We start from the raw sequence: 19597 nt of genomic DNA, 5'->3' as shown, positions 1-19597 counted from the left end.
AAGCCCCCACTAGCCGATCTGGACCAGCGTATCGCTGATGAATTCATAAGGTGGCACCACGAGATTCTTTGGCGCCGGACCCTGCCGGATGCGGCCGGCCGTGTCGTAGTGCGACCCATGGCACGGGCAGAACCAGCCGTCAAAGTCACCCGATTCACCAGTTGGAACGCATCCTAGATGGGTGCAATTGGCGACCATGATGAGCCATTGTTCATGGCCTTCCTTGGTGCGCTCTTCGTCAGTCTGCGGATCCTTGAGATCGCTGAGGGGTACAGCCTTGGCTTCCTCGATCTCCGCTGGCGTGCGGTGCCGCACGAAGACCGGCAGGCCGCGCCAGGTGATGGTCACCGACTGGCCTTCTTCGATCGCGGAAAGATCGAACTCGATGCTGGCCAGGGCCAGTGTCGACGCATCCGGATTGAGCTGGTTTATCAGCGGCCAAACCACGGCGGCGGCACCAACCGCCCCCACCGCACCGGTTGCGACGAACAGGAAATCCCGCCGTGTCGTTGAATGTTGAGCTTGCGTGGCCAAGGTCGCGTATCCCCGTACTATCACTTCAGACGGGGCCGGCATTGGCAAACCATTTTCCAGGATAGGTGGAATCGGCAGCCGTCCGCCCTCAAGCGGCCCGTCAGTCTGCGTCCTTTTTGCACTGTCACAGGAACTTGTCCAGTGACCCAGGCGGTGACATGGATCAACTGCGATACTATTACCCACCCCCTCCCCGCCAAAGCCGCCGGGACGACACGACAAGATGGGAAGCCATGCCGATAGCCCTTGCGCTTTATCAACCTGATATTGCCAACAATACCGGCACCTTGATCCGGCTTGGCGCGTGTCTTGGCACCACGATTCACATCATTCACCCGACGGGTTTCCCGTTCTCGGCGAAATCCCTTGCTCGCGCTGGGCTGGACTATCTCGACCATGCCGCGGTGCGCGAGCATGACAGCTGGGCCCAGTTCAATTCATGGCGGATCGAGCAGGGACACCGGCTCGTGCTGCTGAGCACCAAGGCGCGACATTCTGCCTACCAGACGGAATACGAGGCAAACGACATCCTGATGGTAGGGCGGGAAAGTGCCGGCGTCCCGCCAAATGTCGCCGAGGCCTGCGATGTCTTGGTGCGCATCCCGATGCGCGAGAATTTGCGCTCCATCAATGTAGCCCTGGCTGCAACGCTTATTCTGGGTGAGGCAAAAAGGCAGACCGACGGGTTTACAGACCTCCAATGAAAGTCCATTTCACTTCTCCCATGACACTCCCTCCCGAAATCAAAGACAAACAGGCGACGGCGGAAAGCTGGTTCCGCGCCTTGCGCGACCGCATCCTTGCCGCCTTCGAGCAGATCGAGGCCGACGTCACCGGCCCGAACGCTCACCTGCCCCCCGGCAAATTCGAGATCACTCCTTGGGACCGGCCCGCCGGTGGCGGGGGCGAAATGGGCATGCTGCATGGCCGGGTGTTCGAAAAGGCCGGCGTCCACATCTCGACCGTGCATGGCGAGTTCTCGGCCGATTTCGCCAAGCAGATGCCGGGCACCGAGGAAGGCGCGCAGTTCTGGAGCTCGGGCATTTCCCTCATCGTGCACCCATGCAATCCGCACGTCCCCGCGGTGCACATGAACACCCGCATGATCGTTACGGGCCGCCAGTGGTTCGGCGGCGGCGCCGATTTGACCCCGGTCCTGGATCGGCGGCGGACGCAGGACGACCCGGATACGCAAGACTTCCACGCCGCGATGCGCGCGGCCTGCGAAGGCCGTCCCGGCGTGGATTACGATCGCTACAAGGCATGGTGCGACGAATATTTCTTCCTGCCCCACCGCAACGAGCATCGCGGCACTGGCGGCATATTCTATGACCACCACAATTCGGGCGACTGGGACGCCGATTTCGCGTTCACCCAGGCGGTCGGCGAGGCGTTCCTCGACACCTACCCCAAGCTGGTGCGCCGCAATTTCGAGACCCCTTGGACCGAGGCCGACCGCCACGAGCAACTGGTGCGGCGCGGGCGCTACGTGGAGTTCAACCTGCTCTACGACCGGGGCACCATGTTCGGGCTCAGGACCGGTGGCAACGTCAACTCGATCCTCTCCTCCATGCCGCCGGAAGTGCGCTGGCCGTAGGGGAACTCGATGGGACTGACCGATATCCACATCGCCGGCTACCGGTCGGTCCGCTCCATCCATTTTCCCGTCCGGCAACTTTCCGTGCTGGTGGGTGCCAATGGCGTGGGCAAGACCAATCTTTATCGAGCACTTGAGCTCATTCATGCAGCAGGAACCGGGCAAATCGCAAGCAAGCTCGCAGCAGAAGGCGGGCTTGCTTCGGTCATGTGGGCCGGCGAAAGGTCGTTGCGCGATCAGCCCAAGCTGACCCTGGCGGTCGGCTCCACGCTCGATGCGGGACTAGCGTATCGCTATGAAATCTCAGCCGGATTTCCCGCCCCAACAGACGCCGCCTTCCCCGAAGAAGCCCAGATCAAGTCAGAAGCCCTGACCCTGCTGGGAAAGCGCCCAACCGTCCTGATGGACCGCAAATCCATCAGCGCCTGGGCAAGAGATTCAGACGGTAAACGCCTGCTGGCACACGAAAATCTACTGTCCAGCGAGACAGCACTGTCCGAACTGCGCGGCTATCCCGAGATCGACGCCGTCAGGGAGAGCCTCGCCGCCTGGCGCTTCTTCCACGGCTTCCGAACCGACGCAGCCTCCCCCCTGCGCCAGCCCGCATTGGCCATTACGTCACCGTTCCTCGCCGCCGACGGCAGCAATCTCGCGGCGGTATTCGCCACCGTCCGCCATATCCGGCAGGACACCGCCGATCTCAACGCCGCGATCGAGGACGCCTTTCCCGGCGCCCGGCTCGACGTTCCCCTGCCACAGCGCTACGCCAGCTTCACGCTCACCTTCCCCGATATGCCCAAGCGCGCATTCGGCGCATCCGAGCTGTCCGATGGCACGCTGCAGTTCCTGGCGTTGATGGGCGCACTGCTGTCCTACCGGCTGCCGCCGCTGATTGCTCTCAATGAACCCGAAGCGAGCCTTCATCCGGAGCTGCTTCCTGCGCTGGCCCGGATCATCGCCAAAGCCGCCCAACGCACCCAAATCTGGGTGGTGACCCACTCGCACGTTCTGGCCGACGCACTGGCTCAGGAAACAGGCGTGCTGCCCAGGGAAGTCATTCGCAAGGACGGCGGGACTTGGCTGCAGGGCCTCAATCAGCTGGGAATGTTCGTCGACGACTGAGACCTGTCGGAACCCCTGCCTGCTGAGATGCATTATGCCTCGGCATATCCACGAAAGGGAGATGAGGCATGAAACGCTTTGAATCCGGCTCACTGATTCCCGGCGCCACCTGGCACGCGGAGGCCGAGAGCGAAGCCGAGGTCATCCGGCGCGCCGTCGAAAACCTCAAATCCATGCACGGCGAAACCGAAGTGCGGCCAGACATGATCGATCGCATCAAGGAGCGTATCGTCGATGTCGACAGCACCGGGCAGCAGACCAAGCACTAGGGCCTGACAAGCGTCAACAATTCGGCTTTGCCAAGAGCGAAGCCACTATCGACCCAGGCGCGCTCAAGGCGCGCCAGTTCCTGACCGAGAGCCGGTCCCGGCACCATGCCGAGGCCGGCAAGATCATGTCCGGACACCGGAAACTTCGGCACCACGATAGAAGCGAGCTCCCGTGCCGTTTCGGCGAGCCGGGCATGACCCCAGTTTTCCCGCGCTGCCGCTATCGCCAACCCCTCGACCGCTAGCTCACCGTGCCTATAGGCGGCCTCCCCCACCCGGCCGGCCGCAAACAATTCTGCCGCCGCTTGGGCCTTCTTGGCAGTGGCGACCAGATCATTGGATAGCCGCCACTGCTCACGAAAACGCTCGACATCGTCAAACAGCGCCAACCGGGCCACCGCAGAATGCCCGCCAAGTTGCTCATAGGTTGCCAACGCGCTCAACTGATCAGCCTGCACAGCGAGAAGGTTGATCGCGGCCATTTCCGTTAGCGTGCGCGCTATCTTGGGCGCGGCCAACATTCGCAGCATTTCTGCACCAATGCGCTCCGCCGAAAGGTGTGAAAGCCTTCCAACTGCCCGCTCACAGGCCGCAAGCCCATCGGCATCGAATGTTTCGCCGCCATGGCTGGCGCAGAAGCGGAAGAAGCGATAGACGCGCAGCCCATCCTCGGTGATCCGCTCATCGGGATTGCCGATGAAGCGGATTCGCCCCTCTAGGGCATCATCGATATTGCCGAGCGGATCGAACAGGGTGCCGTCAGCGGCGCAATAAAGCGCATTGAGCGTGAAGTCGCGCCGGCTTGCGTCTTCCGTCCAGTCGGTCCCGAAAACCACTGTGGCGTGCCGCCCGTCAGTTTCTGCGTCACGCCGGAGCGTCGTCACTTCGGCGAGGGTGTCACCCAGCCTTAGCGTCACGGTCCCATGCTCGATGCCGGTCGGATACCAGGCGATCTCGGCAGCTTCAGCGCGCGCGATCACTTCGTCCGGCACCAGCTCTGTTGCAAGATCGATATCGGGATTGTCGCGCTGACGGCCCATGATCGTATCGCGCACGACACCGCCCACGGCCCGCGTCCGGCGTCGGCTGCCATCCAGGGCAGCAAAGATCGCCTGCGTGTCGGGCCCCTGCAGCCATTCAGCATTGGCGAGGTCGGCAACGCTCATGTCACTTCCTCGCTGATTGCAAGGTCGCGGAAGCGGCGGGTGAGGTTGGCCGTGATGCCCCAGATCCGGTGGCCATCATGATCGATCTGCCAGGTGCGATGCTCCTCGCCATTTCGCTTGATGCGGAACTCCCCATAGGTGCCCGCATCAAGGATGCGCTGGAGCGGCACTTCGAACACGGAATGCACCTCCCCCGGATTGGGAACAAAGGGCCCGCGCGGCGTGACGGTCGCGACCACGGGGGTGATCAGGTAGTTGGTGCCGGTGAAATAGGTCGGCATGAAGCCCAGAACGCGGGCGTCCTGGGGTTCGAGGGACACTTCCTCATAGGCTTCGCGCAGGGCGGCGGCGGCGGCGTCCAGATCGGCTGGATCCACCTTCCCACCCGGAAATGCTACCTGTCCCGAGTGGGAGCGCAGGTCGGGGGAACGCTCGGTGTAGAGCACGGTTACGCCCTCCGGACGCCGAATCAAGGCGATCAAAACCGCGGCCGGCACCGGAGGACGCGAGAAAGCCTGCTCCGGTTTCCAGTCGGGCACGAGCGTGTTTTGCTCTGGAATTGCTGGAGGCATGCTGAGCAAACGCTTGGACAAACGCTCGATGATTGTGTCGTCGGCCGACAAGAAGTCACCACCATGGTTGGGTGAGGTGCAGCTTAAGCCATGATGCTAAAGACTGCACCTGCGTTGGCGCAAGCTTGGTGCGACCTGGCGAACCGACTAGCGTTCTTGCCAGGCTTCGATTGGACCGGTCAGCGTCGATGCCAGCGTCCGGTCCTCGGCGAACAGCAGCACGCGCGTGGGATCGACCGGACCAGGGAACTGGATATTGCCCAGGGTGGTCGGCTCCCACCCGAGCGGGCAATAGTAATCCCGATCACCAACCAGCATCACGAACTCGCCTTCGCCACGCGCCAAGGCGCGTTTGGTGACTTCGCGGGCCAGGAGTTTTCCGGCGCCCAGCTTGCGGTAGTTGGGGTGGGTGGCGAGTGGTCCCAGCATGTAACCATTCTTGCCGCCAATGCTGATCGGCGTCATCCACACCGAACCACAGGCCACGCCATCGACTTCGGCGACAAGGCTCAGGCTGGTGTCGATCGGGAACCGCTCGCGGATGCGAAAGGCAGTGCGCGCGAACCGGCCGGGACCGAAGGCGATGGCCTGCAGGTCGTCGATGAACACGGTATCCTCGGCAGTGGCGGGGCGAACAGTGGGGACACGCGAGGGCATGGAAGCGGCATCAGCCGGCGTAGCGGTGACAGACGTCATGGGAGGTATCCCGAAAAAGAAATGCAAGGACAACCGGGCGCTTCACACGAAGCACCGCTCAAAAAGGACCGCTTACGGTCGTCGTGTCACCAGCAAAACCTTTAGCATCCTGGGCGCCTCCACGCCTGATATCCGCATTAGCACCGCATGGGCGTCGCGTAAACAAAAAGTCATGGCGCTGACCTCAAATTGCAAGATGTCCGGACGTCTGTGTTTGAAATGCACAACGCTTCGTTGCGCGGAAGGTGCCTTATCGCTCGTCACGCCGGCCTCTATGTGTCAGGCAACAGAAGCGGACGGCGAGGATTATGCCTCTCAACACGTCCACAACATGACGGAAAGGTTGAGATCATGGGTCAATTGATCGACGGAAAATGGTCCACCGAGTGGTACGACACAAAATCGACCGGCGGTAAATTCGAGCGCTCCAAGGCAGGTTTCCGCAACTGGATCACGCCGGACGGCAGCGCGGGCCCATCAGGCGAAGGCGGCTTCAAGGCGGAGGCCGGACGCTACCACCTCTATGTTTCCCTCGCATGCCCTTGGGCGCACCGCACGCTGATATTCCGCAAGCTGAAGAACCTCGAAGATCTCATCTCGGTTTCGGTGGTGTCACCCCGCATGCCGGACGAGACCGGCTGGAGCTTTGACAAGGCGACGGGTTCGACCGGCGACGAGTTGTTTGGCAAGGATACCCTGTGGCAGGTCTATACCCAGGCGGTGCCGGACTACACAGGCCGCGTCACCGTGCCCCTGCTTTGGGACAAGCAGACCGGCAGCATCGTATCCAACGAAAGCGCCGAGATCATCCGCATGTTCAACTCGGCATTCAACGAGTTGACCGGCAACACGGATGACTACTACCCCGAAGCGCAGCGGGGCGCGATCGACGAGATCAACGCACGCGTTTATGATGGTATCAACAATGGCGTCTACAAGTCCGGATTTGCCACCACGCAGGAGGCCTATGAAAGCGCGGTAACCGAGCTATTCTCGGCGCTGGATTGGGTTGAGGGCCTGCTTGGGCAGACCGCTTACCTCGCCGGCGAGGAGATCACCGAAGCTGATTGGCGCCTGTTCACGACGCTGGTGCGGTTCGATGCCGTCTATTTCGGCCACTTCAAGTGCAACATCCGCCGCATCGCGGACTACCCCAACATCTCGCACTATCTCAAGGCACTCTACGAAGTACCCGGCGTCAAGGAGACGGTGGATCTCGACCATATCAAGACCCATTATTACTGGAGCCACAAGACCATCAACCCGACGCGGATCGTGCCGGTTGGGCCAGAGCTCGAGTTCCTGAAATAGCTGGTCTAATAGCCCCAGATATCTCGCCGCGGCGCGCCGTCGAAATATTCGTCGATGCGCTGCGAGGTGGCTGGGGTGACCTTCTGCGGCAATGCCGAGCGGTGGAACCAGCCGACTTCGGCAATCTCGCGGTCCGGCTTGCGCTCGAAGACCTTCTCGCAACTCGTCGCCACGTAGAAGGCAACATGGTCCCGGTTCGTGACCGGGCTCGAATTGTGATACATGCCGAAAAGCTGGAGCGGTCCGGTTACCCGGTAGCCGGTTTCCTCCAGCACTTCGCGGGCCGCGGCTTCGGGCATGGTCTCGCCAGGGTCGACCCCGCCACCGGGGAATTGCCAGCCCGGCACATAGGTATGGCGGATCAGCAAGACCTTGTCGCCATCCACCACCATGGTGCGGGTGCCGATGGTCATGCGGTGCCAGAAGCCCTTGACGGTGAGGAACAACCTGGAAATTGCCTGCTGGGTGCGGTTCATCTGCATTGGGAATCTCTCTTTGCGCACATGGGTAGCAGGAACTTGATGGCGACAAAATTGACGTTAGGTCCGATTGTCCGTTTTCTTGGCGCTTCCCTTCTGGCATTACGCCCCCAATGATCACCCTCGCCCATATTTCCGACATCCACCTTTCGCCCATGCCGCCAATCGCCCTGCGTGATCTGGTGGGCAAGCGCCTGACCGGTTACCTCAACTGGAAACTGCGTCGCAATGAAGAGCTGAACAGCGAAACGCTCGCCAGCCTGGTGGCACATCTGCAAGGCCAGAACGCCGACTTCACCGCGGTAACAGGTGATCTGGTCAACCTTGCCCTCGACTTCGAGATGGACCGCGCCGCAAAATGGCTGCAGGCGCTGGGCGGAGCCGACAAGGTGGCGGTTTGCCCCGGCAATCACGATGCCTATGTGGCGGGCGCGCTGGAGAGTGCGCAACGCGCCTGGGGCAACTACATGCATGGCGAGACGCTGGACGGGCATGTGTTCCCGTTCGTGCGCCGCATTGGCGAGCTGGCGGTCATCTCTTGCTCCAGTGCGGTGCCGACCCGGCCGTTTCTGGCCATCGGCCGCTTCGATGAAGCGCAGGCGGAGCGCCTGGCGCGCATCCTCAAGGTCATGGGCGAAGCCGACTATTTCCGCGTGGTGATGATCCACCATCCGCCCAATGCCGAACTGCAGCACCCCTCGTTCGGCCTCAAAGGCAACAAGCTGTTCCGGCAGGTCATCGCGGAAAATGGCGCAGAACTGATCCTGCACGGGCATACGCACCGCTCCTCGATCCATTCCATTCCCGGCAACAAGCACGAGGTGCCGGTGGTCGGCGTTGCCGCAGCAAGCGCGGCGCAGGGTGGAACGCTGGACGATCCGGCGCGCTACAATCTGTTCCGTATCGAGCGCTCGGGAGACGGCTGGAGTTGCACCATGCGCGAATATGGCTACCAGCGCCTGGGCACCGATATCGTCATGCGCCTGCAGATGCGCATCTCCTGATCAGCAACCCACTCCCGCCTGGCGCGCAAATCACCTATATGATGGTGGACCTCACGAGTGCTTGCCCTTGACCGATCAATTCCTTATCGAGCGCCCAAGCTTTGACGTAGCCACCGGCAAGGCTGAATTTGCCTACGGTCTGGACGGGCTGCGGTTCGTCGAAACCCTGCTGCTGCCCCCCGGCGCCAGCGCGGCAGCGGCGGCAAGTCCATCATTTCTCAAGCTGCTGGACCTGACCGCCATCGTCCTGGGTGTGAGCTATTTCAAGCTCAAGGCCCCCTTCGAGATCGCCGCGCCCAATATCGCGCTGACCGAAGCCGAGCAGGCTTTCGCGATCGACGTTTATGAGAACGGTCTGGGCGAGTTCTATGCCCGCAACAATCTCATGCGTTTCGGCAAGCTGGTACTGCATACCCCGCACGACGTGCAGGTACGCCCGGCCCCAAGCCTGCCGAACAGAACGCTGCTGCCTATTGGAGGCGGCAAGGATTCGCTGGTGAGCGTGGACCTGCTGAGCCACACGGGCGTGACTTTCAGCCCCTTTGCGGTCAATCCCAAGGGACCGATCCTGACCTCGGTTGAGAAGATCGGTACGGCGCCGGTCTATGTGACCCGCACGCTCGACCCGGAGATGATCCGGCTCGGCAAGGAGCCCGGCTACTACAATGGCCATGTCCCATCCACGGCAATCAACTCGATGATCGCCTCGCTCTGTGCCCTGCTTTATGGGTACAACCAGATCGTACTCAGCAATGAACGATCTGCCAGCGAGGGCAATGTCGAGTTCGACGGCCGCGAGACCAATCACCAATATTCCAAATCGCTCGGCTTCGAACTGCTGATCGCCTCCATCCTGAGCGATGCGACCGGCGGCGCGCTGAAGTATTTTTCCCTGCTGCGCCCCTATTCGGAAGCGCGCATCGCGTCGCTCTTCACGCACGAAACCAAGTTCGACCACGTTTTTTCCAGCTGCAACCGCAACTTCAGGCTCGCGGGACATGATGGTCCGTTGTGGTGCGGCGAATGCCCCAAGTGCCACTTCGTCTTCCTGATCTTTGCGCCCTTCATGCCCAAGGACCGGCTGCTGTCGATCTTCGGCAGGGACTTGCTGGACGATCCCGCCCACGAAGGATCGTTCCGCGAACTGGCTGGCCTTGCCGGGCAAAAGCCATGGGAATGCGTGGGCGAGATTCTTGAGGCCGCCGCATGCCTTTATACGCTGACCCGGCATGCCGACTGGCACGAAACCGCCGTGGTCCGCGCGGTCAAGGCCGACCTGTTCTCCCAGTATGGCGAGCCGGCCCTGCAGGCTGCCATGGCGGAATGCCTGACCGATAGCCACGACCATCACATTCCGCCCACCCTTGCCGCCAAGGTCGCCGCCTATGCGGTTTGATGAACCGGTCCTGCTCTACGGAGCCGGGCGAGAGGCGCAATCCACCCGCGCTTTCCTCAAGGCGCAGCAGCCTGACCTGAAAGTCTTCGTCACGGTGGATAGCGGCAGCGCCGATATCCCCGACGTCGAGGTCATTAAGCCGGAAGACTTGCCGGACGCTATCGCGAACCGCCGCTTCGGGCTGATCGTCAAAAGCCCGGGTGTGTCGCGCTACAAGCCCATTCTCGACGCGGCTCGGACGGCTGGAATTCCCCTCACGTCCAACCTCAATCTGTGGGGAACAACCTATCGGCATGGTCGCACGGTGATCGCCATCACCGGCACCAAAGGCAAATCCACCACGGCAACGCTGACCCATCTGATGCTGAGCCAATCGGGCGTCGATGCAGGGCTGGCGGGAAATGTCGGGCTGGCTCCGCTGGAGATCGCCGACAAGCACGCCACCGTGATCTTCGAGCTATCGAGTTACCAGACCGCCGACATGTCGTTCCTGCCCGACATTGCTGCGGTGACCAATCTCTACCCCGAGCATGTCGATTGGCATGGCTCGGTGGAACGCTATTATCGCGACAAGCTGCACCTGATCGACCGCGAAGGCAGCTTCGCCGTTGCACTCGGTGCCGGAGCCGTGGGGAATGCACTGGTGGCGCAAGCCGTGCGCGATCACCGGCGCCTGCTACGGGATCTAGACAAGGACGAACTGGTGGCCATCGATAGGGCAGTTTCCACCTCGCGGCTCAAGGGCAGCCACAATCTGGATAATGCGCGGCTTGCCGCACGGATCGCGCTCGCAGCGGGCGGATCGCTCAATGGGGTCGTCCGCGGCATCGCAGTATTCGTGCCCCTGCCGCACCGGCTTGAGGAACACCAGTTCGGCGGCATGGTCTTCGTCAATGATTCCATCTCGACGACCCCCGAGGCGACCAAGGCAGCGTTGGCTGCCTATCGCGGCTGCCGCATTGCATTGATCGCCGGTGGTCACGAACGGGAGCAGGATTATACCGAACTCGCGGGGCTGCTGGCCGGCTTCGGGGTGACGACGCTGGCATGCCTGCCGGTCACCGGGGCACGGCTCGCCAGCGCCACGCAGGCCGCAGCGCCACAGATCACGGTTCTAACAGAACCGGATCTCGATCGCGCCATGCACGCCCTCTACGATCTGCGGCACGCCTTTGACGCCATTATCATGTCGCCGGGCGCGCCATCCTATAATCAGTTCAAGAATTTCGAAGAGCGCGGCCGGCGCTTCGTTGATCTCGCTCGGACAATCTTCGGGACAGAGCAGCCATGAACGGCGCCATCTATCTACTGATCGCCATCGTTGGGGAAGTGATCGCCACCTCGTTCCTGCGTGCCTCGGCTGGCTTCACCCAGCTTGTGCCGTCCGTTGTGGTGGTGGTCGGCTATGGCGTCACCTTCTACTTCTTCTCGCTGGCGCTGCAGACCATTCCAGTCGGCATTGGCTATGCTATCTGGTCAGGGGTCGGCATCGTCCTGATTTCGATCATTGCTTTTTTCGTCTATGGCCAGACGCTGGACCTGGCAGCCCTGATCGGCATCGGGCTGATCCTGGCAGGCGTTCTGGTCATCAACGTTTTCTCGCAAAGCTCGGCACACTAGAAGCATTTCGCTCGCGAGATCAGCGGTCCGATTCCGGCGAGGCTTCATGCCGCAATACCTTGTGCGCAAAGGCGCGGAGCAGCGCCAGCACGACAACGGCCAGCAATGCGGTGCCAAAGGCAATTATATAATAACCGAGGGCCGTGGCCACACCTACCGCCCCCGCCAGCCACATGCCGGCGCCGGTGGTGAGACCCTGAACACCCCCGCCATCGCGGAAAATCGCCCCGGCGCCCAGGAATGCGATACCTGCGGTGACAGCTTCGACCGCGCGAACTGGGTCCGCCTGGGAGGCGCCACCGCCCTCGCCGATGGTGTGGAAAATTTCAAAGGCGAGAATGGTGAACAACGTCGCCGCAGTGGCAACCAAGATGTGTGTCCGCAAACCTGCCTGGGCGGTATTGACCTCTCGCTCGAAGCCGATCATGGCGCCCAGTACCGCGGCAATCAGCAGGCGGATGGCAATGATGTGCTGAGGCAAATAGGTCTGAACAAACCCAAAATCATTGCCGGCATCCATGCGTATCGATTCCCATTCTGACGAATGAGTCATAACCGGATTTGAGGGCGGATCGTTCCAGCCAGGTTGGGATCTGCGGGCGGCAGCGTCAGACTGTCTTGAGCCAGCCGCCATCCACGAAATAGGTTGAGCCGGTCGAATAACTCGCTTTGTCCGAGCACATGAAGACAAAGAAGTTTGCCAATTCCTCGGGCGTTGCAAAACGCTTCATGCCGCCCGCCTCGTTGGCCACCCCTTGCAGGTGCGCCTCCCAATCATCACCGGCAATCTGCTTGGCAGTCTTGACCCAATCGGGGGTGAGCACGAGACCGGGGTTGATCGTATTGACCCGGATGTTGTCACCGACCACCTCGTTGGCGAGGGTCTTGGAAAACATCATCAAGGCGGCCTTGGTAGTGTTGTAGATCGGCTCGTACCAAAGGGGCTGCACGGCGCAGATGGACGCGTTGTGGAGGATGACACCGCCGCCACGCCGCTTCATGGCAGGCAGCAAGCCGCGGGCCAGCCGCACTGCCGCCATGACGTGCAGATCCCAGTAATACTGCCAGCGCGCATCGTCCGCTTCGGCAATGGTCTCGTTTGACCCGGTGCCGGCGTTGTTTATGAGGATATCGACGCCGCCGAAAGCCTTGTGCGTGCCGGCTATGACGGCAGCGCATCCTTCGGCCGTGGCGACGTCGGCCGCTATGGCTGTGGTGATGACGCCGAATTTGTCGGCGATTTGAGCGGCAGCATCATCTGCCCGCTCCCTGTTGCGGCCGACCAGCACCAGATTGGTGCCCTCCGCCGCGAGTCCTTCGGCGATGGCGTAGCCGATGCCGACAGTTCCACCAGTGATGACTGCAACCTTATCTCGCAGATTTAAATCCATGTGCCCCTACTTCGCGACCCTGATCTGCAGCTTCACATCGCTCGGCCGCGCTTCGACGGCCCGGTCAAACGCCTTAACCGAATCCTCGAAATCGAAGGTCTCGGAGATCAGCGGCTTGAGGTCGACCTTGCCGGAAGCGATCAGCGCGATGGCTCGATCATATTGATGAGCGTAGCGGAAAACGTTCTCGATCCGCAATTCCTTGGTCGATGCGGAGGCAATGTCGACCGGAACCGGATCAACGGGCAAGCCGACCGCGACGATTACGCCACCGGGGCGGGGCAAGCTCATGATGGTCTTCCAGGCGTGTGGGGACCCAGAGCATTCAAAAACGACATCGGCGCCCCAGCCATCGGTCAAACGATCGACTTCGGCGACGATGTCCTTTTCGCGGATATTGACCGGGATGATGCCCTGGTATTTGGCGGCGATATCGAGCTTTGGCTGCGCCAGATCCGCCACGATCACGCGCGCACAGCCCCCGGCAAGCGCAGCAAGGGCGACCATGGTGCCGATGGGGCCCGCGCCCAGAACCACGGCGGTATCGCCGGGCGTGATGCGGGCCTTGGTCGCCGCCTGCATGCCGACGGCGAATGGCTCGACCATCGCGCCTTCGGCAAAACTCACATTGTCAGGCAGCTTGAAGGTGTAGTTGGCGGGGTGAACGACCTCGGACGTGAGCACGCCATGGACAGGCGGTGTGGCCCAGAAGGTTACCGCAGGGTCGACATTGTACATGCCCAGGCGGCTGGCGCGGGAATTGGGGTCGGGAATGCCGGGCTCCATGCAGACGCGATCGCCCACCTTGAGATGCGTAACGCCTTCGCCCACCTCGACGACGGTACCGGCAGCCTCATGACCAAGCACCATCGGGTCGTTGACCACGAAGGGTCCGATCTTGCCGTGGGTGTAATAGTGGACGTCCGAACCGCAGACGCCAACCGTATGAATGGCGATCTTGACCATGCCCGGCCCGACTTCAAGCGGCAGATCGATGTCACGAAGCGCTAGCTCATGCTGACGTTCAAGAACAAGGGCACGGACTTTGGACATTTGGTTTTCCTGAACCGAGAGCGACGAGCACGAGGCAACTGCTCATCAATAGCGCATTTGCTCACCAAAGCGGAAGTATCGCCGCAGCTTTTCAGGTGGCTTAAGAGATGGTTGCCAGCACGGCGCCAAGCCTTTTTTCGCGCGTCGCCAGACCCACCCTACCCCGGCCGGCAGATTCCCAAAGCTGCTTGAGCTTGCCATCATCGAACAGCTTGAAAAGACACGGTGCAATATAGGACTTGCGGCAAATGGCAGGCGTGTTGCGCAGTGTTTCGGACACCTCCCGCGCAACGCGGGACATTTGGCGGCGGCGTCCTGCAACTGAAGCGGCTGCTTCCAGTTTCGCCAGTGCCTCGCCGGCCATTGCGCTGGCATGCAGCGTACGGAAATCCTTTGCGGAAATGTCGACCCCTGCCAGCTCGCGCAGATATTCGTTTATCGCTCCGGTCTTTATGGGGCGCGACTTCCCAGTCTCGTCGCGATAAACCAGCAGGCGCTTGCCGGGCAACTCCTTGATACGTCGCACCGCATCGGCTAATGCAGGCTCGACAATGCGATACTCCGCGCGCTTGCCGCCCTTGGCGTCGAAGGCGATCCAGATTTCGTCGCCAGAAACACGAATGTCGCGCGAGAACAGCGTTCCGGCCCCACGTGTGCCGCTGGCTTCAAGATATTTTTCCCGGCCAACCCGCATGGCCGTCTTGTCGATCAGGCCAACAGCAATGGCCAGGGCAAGCGTTCGCGTGCCCGCTTCGGCTGTCAGATCCACGGCGAGTTGGCGGCGCAACCTTGGCAATGCACTCGTGAGCAACGCCAGCCGCTTCTGCTTCTTGCCATCGCGGCGCAGTTCCCATTGCGGATGATAGATGTACTGATCCCGGCCAGCTTCATCGATGCCGAGGACCTGGATGTGTGCACGTTCATGCGGCGCTATGCGGACATTCTGCCATGCAGGTGGAATGCCAAGGGCCTTGATGCGCTTGACCACTTCCTGGTCGCACACCAGCGCGCCGTCGGCATCCCGATAGCAAAAACCCCTGCCGCGCTTCTCCCTTACGATCGTAAGCTTGTCGCGGCTAACCTTGACTAGTCTCATGGATATCAGGTCGGATTAGGCTGGCTCATTGTGAAGATCAGATAGACAATGGCAAACAACACCACGATGCCGATCAGGGACATGATCAGCACGCGCAAATTCATCTTGCGCGGATTGCCCTGCCGCGCCTCAGTCGACGATTTTTGCGGGTCGTAGGTTTCCATCGTATTCTCCCTGGGGTTGTGCAGGCCAACGTGCACACCGCCATGGCGGTTCCGCCCTTGACGCACGCGCTACGCCGGACGAGGGTCCGCTGATGGCCCACCAGCAGGACGGATCGATGACTTCAGCCCAGGCGCTCACCCGCATGATCATGGCCGGACGAGGGAAGGCGCCAGTCGATCTGGTGATCAAGAACGTGCAAATGCTCGATGTCATCACGGGCGATGTCACGCTTACCGATATCGCCATCGTCGATGACAGGATCGTGGGCACGCATGCGGAATATGAAGGAGCGGTAGAGATCGACGGCAAAGGGCGCTTCGCTGTGCCCGGCTTCATCGACACTCATTTGCATATTGAATCCTCGTTGGTAATCCCCTTCGAGTTCGATCGCTGCGTGCTACCGCATGGCGTGACGACGGTTTTCTGCGACCCCCATGAGATCGCCAATGTGTTGGGCGCCGAGGGGATCAAGTATTTTCTCGATTGCGCCGAGCAGACCATCATGGACGTCCGGGTTAATCTCTCTTCGTGCGTCCCGGCAACGGCGTTTGAAACCTCCGGCGCGGCATTGGAGATTGAAGACCTAGAGCCGTTCCGCGGGCATCCCAAAGTAATTGGCCTGGCCGAGATGATGAATTTCCCGGGCGTGCTCAATGCCGATCCGGGGATCATCGCCAAGCTCGCCGCGTTCCAGGGCCACCATATCGATGGGCACGCCCCACTGCTGCGCGGCATCGACCTCAACGGCTATCTCGCGGCAGCAATCCGCACCGACCATGAGGCGACCACCGCGGCCGAGGCGCGCGAAAAGCTCTCCAAAGGCATGGCGATCCTGATCCGGGAGGGTTCGGTGTCAAAGGATCTCAAGGCGCTGGCCGAGATTCTGGACGAAAATACTTCATCCTTCGTGGCGCTATGTACCGACGACCGGAACCCGCTCGATATCGCCGAAGAGGGTCATCTCGATAGCTCGATCCGGCGGCTGATCGCCATGGGCCGGCCGCTGCACCATGTTTATCGTGCCGCGAGCCACTCGGCAGCACGCATCTTCGGCTTGACGGACCGCGGCCTGCTGGCGCCAGGTTGGCGAGCCGATATTGCGTTACTCGATAGCCTTGAAGACTGCCGCGTCTCCGAGGTGGTGACCGGAGGCCGGCTGGTGGGCCCCGAGCTTTTCGCCGCGCGGGTGCCTGTGCCGCCGGTCGGGCTGCACTCGGTCAAGGCCAGGCACGTCTCGGCAGATGATTTCATCGTGCCGGCACGCGCCGATCGCAACCAGACGCCGGTGATCGGGGTCAAGCCAGGCCTGATCCTGACCTTCCGGGAAAGCGCAACGCTTCCCGTGGATGAGCGAGGCACCCTGCCGGATCTCAGAGCCGACGTGCTCAAGGTTGCCGTGATCGAGCGGCACGGGCGCAACGGCAATATCGGCCGCGGGTTCGTGAAGGGCTTTGGGCTCAAGCGCGGTGCCATCGCGTCGTCAGTTGGACATGACAGCCACAACATCACGGTGATCGGGGCCACTGACGCCGATATGGCTCTGGCCGTCAACCGCCTGATCGAACTCGGCGGCGGCTTCGCTGTTGCCGATGAGGGCAAGATCACCGCCGAACTGGCCCTGCCGCTGGCTGGGCTAATGAGCCTTGAGCCATTCGAAGCGGTTACGCACGATCTGCATGCGCTGCGCGAGGCGGCCTATGCCCTGGGATGCGTGCTGCCCGAGCCCTTCTTGCAGGTGGCGTTCCTCGCCCTACCAGTCATCCCGCATCTCAAGATGACCGACCGAGGGCTGTTTGACGTCGACAAGTTCGACTTCGTGGACTGAGCCGCCAGGTCGAGCGAATGGAGGCTTGATGCCACGACCTCGCCCTTCGACAAGCTCAGGGTGAGGTCTGTTGCGTGAATCCCATTCCGTGCGACACGCTTTAACGGGCGGCTTCACGCGCCTTGACCTTGCGGCGGGCGGCATGCAGCAGCGGCTCGGTGTAGCCGCTTGGCTGGTCGGCACCATGCAGCGCCAGATCGAGCGCGGCCTGGAAGGCGACCGACTGGAAATTTTCCGCCATGGGGCGATAGAGCGGATCGCCCGCGTTCTGGGCATCGACCACGGCTGCCATGCGCTCGAACGTGGACGTAACCTCGTCCCGCGATACTAGTCCGTGACGCAGCCAATTGGCCACCGCCTGGGATGAGATGCGGCAGGTGGCGCGGTCTTCCATCAGGCCGACATCATTGATATCGGGCACCTTGGAGCAGCCGACACCCTGCTGCACCCAGCGCACCACATAGCCCAAGATACCCTGCGCATTGTTCTCTAGCTCGCGCGTGATTTCCTCGCGGCTGAGGCTGAAAGGCGCCTGCACCGGCATGGAGAAGAGTTCACCAAGCGGCGGCACTGCCTGGTTGTGCCTGCGGCGCTGGGCCTCGAACACGTCGATCTGGTGATAGTGGAGAGCATGAAGCGTTGCCGCCGTGGGCGACGGCACCCAAGCAGTGTTTGCGCCCGACGCAGGGTGGCCCGCCTTGGAGCTCATCATGGCGGCCATGTCATCGGGGCGAGCCCACATGCCCTTGCCAATCTGCGCCCGGCCGGAAAGCCCGCAAGCCAGGCCGATCAGCACGTTCCGGTCTTCGTAGGACACGATCCAGCGCTCTGCCTTGATCTCGTCCTTGCGCAGCACCGGGCCCGCCTCCATCGAGGTGTGGATCTCGTCGCCCGTGCGATCGAGGAAGCCGGTATTGATGAAGAAGACACGCGAGCGCGCTTCATAAATGGCGGCCTTGAGATTGGCCGACGTGCGGCGCTCCTCGTCCATGATGCCGATCTTGATGGTATTGGGCTTGAGCCCCAGCATGGCCTCGACGGACGAGAAGATCGCGCAGGCAAAGGCGACTTCTTCGGGGCCGTGCATCTTGGGCTTGACCACGTAGATGGCGCCGGTCGTGCTGTTGACCTTGTCCTGCAGGGCACAAAGCGCGGTGATGGCAGCATCCATCAGGCCTTCGCCGATGGGCTTGTCGTTCCACAGCACCGCGTCGGTAGTCATCAGGTGTCCGACGTTGCGCACCAGCAGCAAGGAGCGGCCCTTGAGCACGAGCGCCGCGCCGTTGATGTCCTTGTAGGTCCGATCGGCATTGAGCTTGCGCGTGACGTTCTTGCCGCCCTTCTCGAAGGTGTCCTCGAGCGTGCCATTCATCAGGCCCAGCCAGTTGCGATAAACGCCGACCTTGTCCTCGGCATCGACGGCAGCGACCGAATCTTCGCCGTCCTGGATGGTGGTCAGGGCCGCTTCAACGACGACATCGCTGAGACCGGCCTTGTGCGTACGCCCAATCGGGCTCTCGGGATTGATGACTAGGATGACATGCAGCCCATTGTGGCGCAGCACCAGTTCACCCGCGGCCTCCGTGCCGCCGAAGCCAACGAACGCGGCCTCATCCTTGAGCGCGGTGCGGCCAGCCGCGGTGTCCACGACGAAGCGGTGGACGCCATCCTGCTTGACCACATGATAGCCGGTGACATCGCGATGGCTGCCCGTCTGCAGGGGGAAAGTTTCGTCGAGGAACTCTGCCGCCTTGCTGACGACAGCCTGACCGCGCTGAGCGTTGAAGCCCGCACCCGGCGCCAGATCGCCATCGCGCGCGATAACATCGGTGCCGTATAGCGCGTCATAAAGACTGCCCCAGCGGGCATTGGCGGCGTTGAGCGCATAGCGCGCATTGCTAACCGGCACCACGAGTTGCGGGCCGCAAAGGGAGCTGATCTCCGGATCAAGTCCTTCAGTCTCGATGGTAAAATCGGCCGGTTCCGGAACGAGATAGCCGATGTCGCGCAAGAAAAACTCGTAGCCTTGCGGATTGTTGACCACCGGACCATAGCGGCGATGCCAATCATCGACCTGGCTCTGCAACTCGTCGCGACGCAGCAGCAAGCGCTCATTGGTTGGCGCATGCTCGGCCACAAGTGCAGAAAAGCCCGACCAGAACTGATCGGCTGATACCGCAGTTCCCGGCAGCACTTCCTTCTCGACGAAATCGACCAGCAGGGAATGAACCGAGAGGGCGGCTTTCGTCAGATACTGAGGCATTAGTGCTTCCTTTATGTGCAGACTGACCAGACTTAAGT

Annotated in this window: 21 protein-coding genes; 10 read left to right on the top strand and 11 right to left on the bottom strand. The window is 61.6% G+C overall.

Going from position 1 to position 19597, the window contains the following annotated elements; translation table 11 throughout:
• Positions 1-9: 9 nt before the first annotated feature.
• A complete protein-coding gene (gene petA, locus C8264_RS05275) occupies positions 10-534 on the bottom strand; it encodes a ubiquinol-cytochrome c reductase iron-sulfur subunit (protein ID WP_245892940.1) in 525 nt (174 codons plus the stop codon).
• Between the two features lie 233 nt (positions 535-767).
• Between petA and C8264_RS05270 the strand changes: the two genes are divergently transcribed.
• From C8264_RS05270 to C8264_RS05255, 4 genes are all read left to right on the top strand, one after another.
• Positions 768-1238, top strand: a complete 471-nt coding sequence (locus tag C8264_RS05270; RefSeq protein ID WP_425430662.1) for a tRNA (cytidine(34)-2'-O)-methyltransferase — start codon at positions 768-770, stop codon at positions 1236-1238.
• Entirely contained in the window at positions 1235-2131 is an 897-nt protein-coding gene (gene hemF, locus C8264_RS05265) for an oxygen-dependent coproporphyrinogen oxidase (RefSeq protein WP_211197769.1), read from the top strand. Before C8264_RS05270 ends, hemF begins: the two co-directional genes overlap by 4 nt.
• A gap of 9 nt (positions 2132-2140) precedes the next feature.
• Positions 2141-3253: an AAA family ATPase gene (locus tag C8264_RS05260; protein ID WP_108459901.1), complete on the top strand. Its 1113-nt coding sequence runs from the start codon at positions 2141-2143 to the stop codon at positions 3251-3253.
• 68 nt (positions 3254-3321) lie between these two features.
• Positions 3322-3522, top strand: coding sequence for a DUF1059 domain-containing protein (locus C8264_RS05255; RefSeq protein WP_108459900.1), 201 nt, complete (start codon positions 3322-3324; stop codon positions 3520-3522).
• Here C8264_RS05255 and C8264_RS05250 read toward each other — a convergent pair.
• From C8264_RS05250 to C8264_RS05240, 3 genes are all read right to left on the bottom strand, one after another.
• A complete protein-coding gene (locus C8264_RS05250) occupies positions 3519-4688 on the bottom strand; it encodes a CCA tRNA nucleotidyltransferase (RefSeq protein WP_108459899.1) in 1170 nt (389 codons plus the stop codon). The two genes, C8264_RS05255 and C8264_RS05250, sit on opposite strands and share 4 nt — an antisense overlap.
• Entirely contained in the window at positions 4685-5311 is a 627-nt protein-coding gene (locus tag C8264_RS05245) for a CoA pyrophosphatase (protein WP_108459898.1), read from the bottom strand. The genes C8264_RS05250 and C8264_RS05245 overlap by 4 nt, the downstream gene beginning before the upstream one ends.
• Before the next feature lie 96 nt (positions 5312-5407).
• Complete coding sequence (locus C8264_RS05240; RefSeq protein WP_205245614.1) at positions 5408-5956, bottom strand: GNAT family N-acetyltransferase; 549 nt, start codon at positions 5954-5956, stop codon at positions 5408-5410.
• 351 nt (positions 5957-6307) lie between these two features.
• On the opposite strand from C8264_RS05240, the gene C8264_RS05235 reads away from it, so the two are divergent.
• Entirely contained in the window at positions 6308-7267 is a 960-nt protein-coding gene (locus tag C8264_RS05235) for a glutathione S-transferase family protein (RefSeq protein WP_108459897.1), read from the top strand.
• 5 nt (positions 7268-7272) lie between these two features.
• Here the strand turns inward: C8264_RS05235 and C8264_RS05230 are convergent, their stop codons facing one another.
• Positions 7273-7749: an NUDIX domain-containing protein gene (locus C8264_RS05230; protein ID WP_108459896.1), complete on the bottom strand. Its 477-nt coding sequence runs from the start codon at positions 7747-7749 to the stop codon at positions 7273-7275.
• 110 nt (positions 7750-7859) lie between these two features.
• Here C8264_RS05230 and C8264_RS05225 point away from each other — a divergent pair, with 110 nt between their 5' ends.
• From C8264_RS05225 to C8264_RS05210, 4 genes are all read left to right on the top strand, one after another.
• Positions 7860-8750 carry a metallophosphoesterase family protein gene (locus C8264_RS05225; RefSeq protein WP_108459895.1) on the top strand — a complete coding sequence of 297 codons (891 nt, stop codon included), beginning with the start codon at positions 7860-7862 and terminating at the stop codon, positions 8748-8750.
• Positions 8751-8817: 67 nt separating this feature from the next.
• Complete coding sequence (locus C8264_RS05220) at positions 8818-10146, top strand: MurL-like N-terminal domain-containing (protein ID WP_108459894.1); 1329 nt, start codon at positions 8818-8820, stop codon at positions 10144-10146.
• Complete coding sequence (murD, locus tag C8264_RS05215) at positions 10136-11437, top strand: UDP-N-acetylmuramoyl-L-alanine--D-glutamate ligase (RefSeq protein ID WP_108459893.1); 1302 nt, start codon at positions 10136-10138, stop codon at positions 11435-11437. Before C8264_RS05220 ends, murD begins: the two co-directional genes overlap by 11 nt.
• Positions 11434-11766 (top strand): SMR family transporter, encoded by a 333-nt coding sequence (locus tag C8264_RS05210; RefSeq protein ID WP_108459892.1) that lies wholly within the window; start codon positions 11434-11436, stop codon positions 11764-11766. Before murD ends, C8264_RS05210 begins: the two co-directional genes overlap by 4 nt.
• 19 nt (positions 11767-11785) lie before the next feature.
• On the opposite strand, the gene C8264_RS05205 is transcribed toward C8264_RS05210, so the two are convergent.
• The 5 genes from C8264_RS05205 to C8264_RS22060 all read right to left on the bottom strand — a co-directional run bounded on the left by C8264_RS05205 (position 11786) and on the right by C8264_RS22060 (position 15470).
• Complete coding sequence (locus tag C8264_RS05205; protein ID WP_108459891.1) at positions 11786-12286, bottom strand: MgtC/SapB family protein; 501 nt, start codon at positions 12284-12286, stop codon at positions 11786-11788.
• Positions 12287-12374: 88 nt separating this feature from the next.
• Positions 12375-13157, bottom strand: a complete 783-nt coding sequence (locus C8264_RS05200) for an SDR family NAD(P)-dependent oxidoreductase (protein ID WP_108459890.1) — start codon at positions 13155-13157, stop codon at positions 12375-12377.
• Positions 13158-13163: 6 nt separating this feature from the next.
• Positions 13164-14210: an NAD(P)-dependent alcohol dehydrogenase gene (locus tag C8264_RS05195; protein ID WP_108459889.1), complete on the bottom strand. Its 1047-nt coding sequence runs from the start codon at positions 14208-14210 to the stop codon at positions 13164-13166.
• A gap of 100 nt (positions 14211-14310) precedes the next feature.
• Positions 14311-15306, bottom strand: a complete 996-nt coding sequence (locus tag C8264_RS05190; RefSeq protein ID WP_108459888.1) for a DNA topoisomerase IB — start codon at positions 15304-15306, stop codon at positions 14311-14313.
• Between the two features lie 5 nt (positions 15307-15311).
• Positions 15312-15470, bottom strand: a complete 159-nt coding sequence (locus tag C8264_RS22060) for a hypothetical protein (RefSeq protein WP_162783470.1) — start codon at positions 15468-15470, stop codon at positions 15312-15314.
• Positions 15471-15586: 116 nt separating this feature from the next.
• On the opposite strand from C8264_RS22060, the gene ade reads away from it, so the two are divergent.
• A complete protein-coding gene (ade, locus tag C8264_RS05185; protein WP_108459887.1) occupies positions 15587-17296 on the top strand; it encodes an adenine deaminase in 1710 nt (569 codons plus the stop codon).
• A 100-nt stretch (positions 17297-17396) separates the two neighbouring features.
• Here the strand turns inward: ade and C8264_RS05180 are convergent, their stop codons facing one another.
• Entirely contained in the window at positions 17397-19559 is a 2163-nt protein-coding gene (locus tag C8264_RS05180) for a malate synthase G (protein ID WP_108459886.1), read from the bottom strand.
• Between the last annotated feature and the right edge of the window lie 38 nt (positions 19560-19597).

The organism is Devosia naphthalenivorans, from assembly GCF_003056355.1.
Classification (GTDB): domain Bacteria; phylum Pseudomonadota; class Alphaproteobacteria; order Rhizobiales; family Devosiaceae; genus Devosia; species Devosia naphthalenivorans.
Note: the sequence above shows the minus strand (reverse complement) of the source record. Positions and strands in the feature narration are given on the sequence as shown.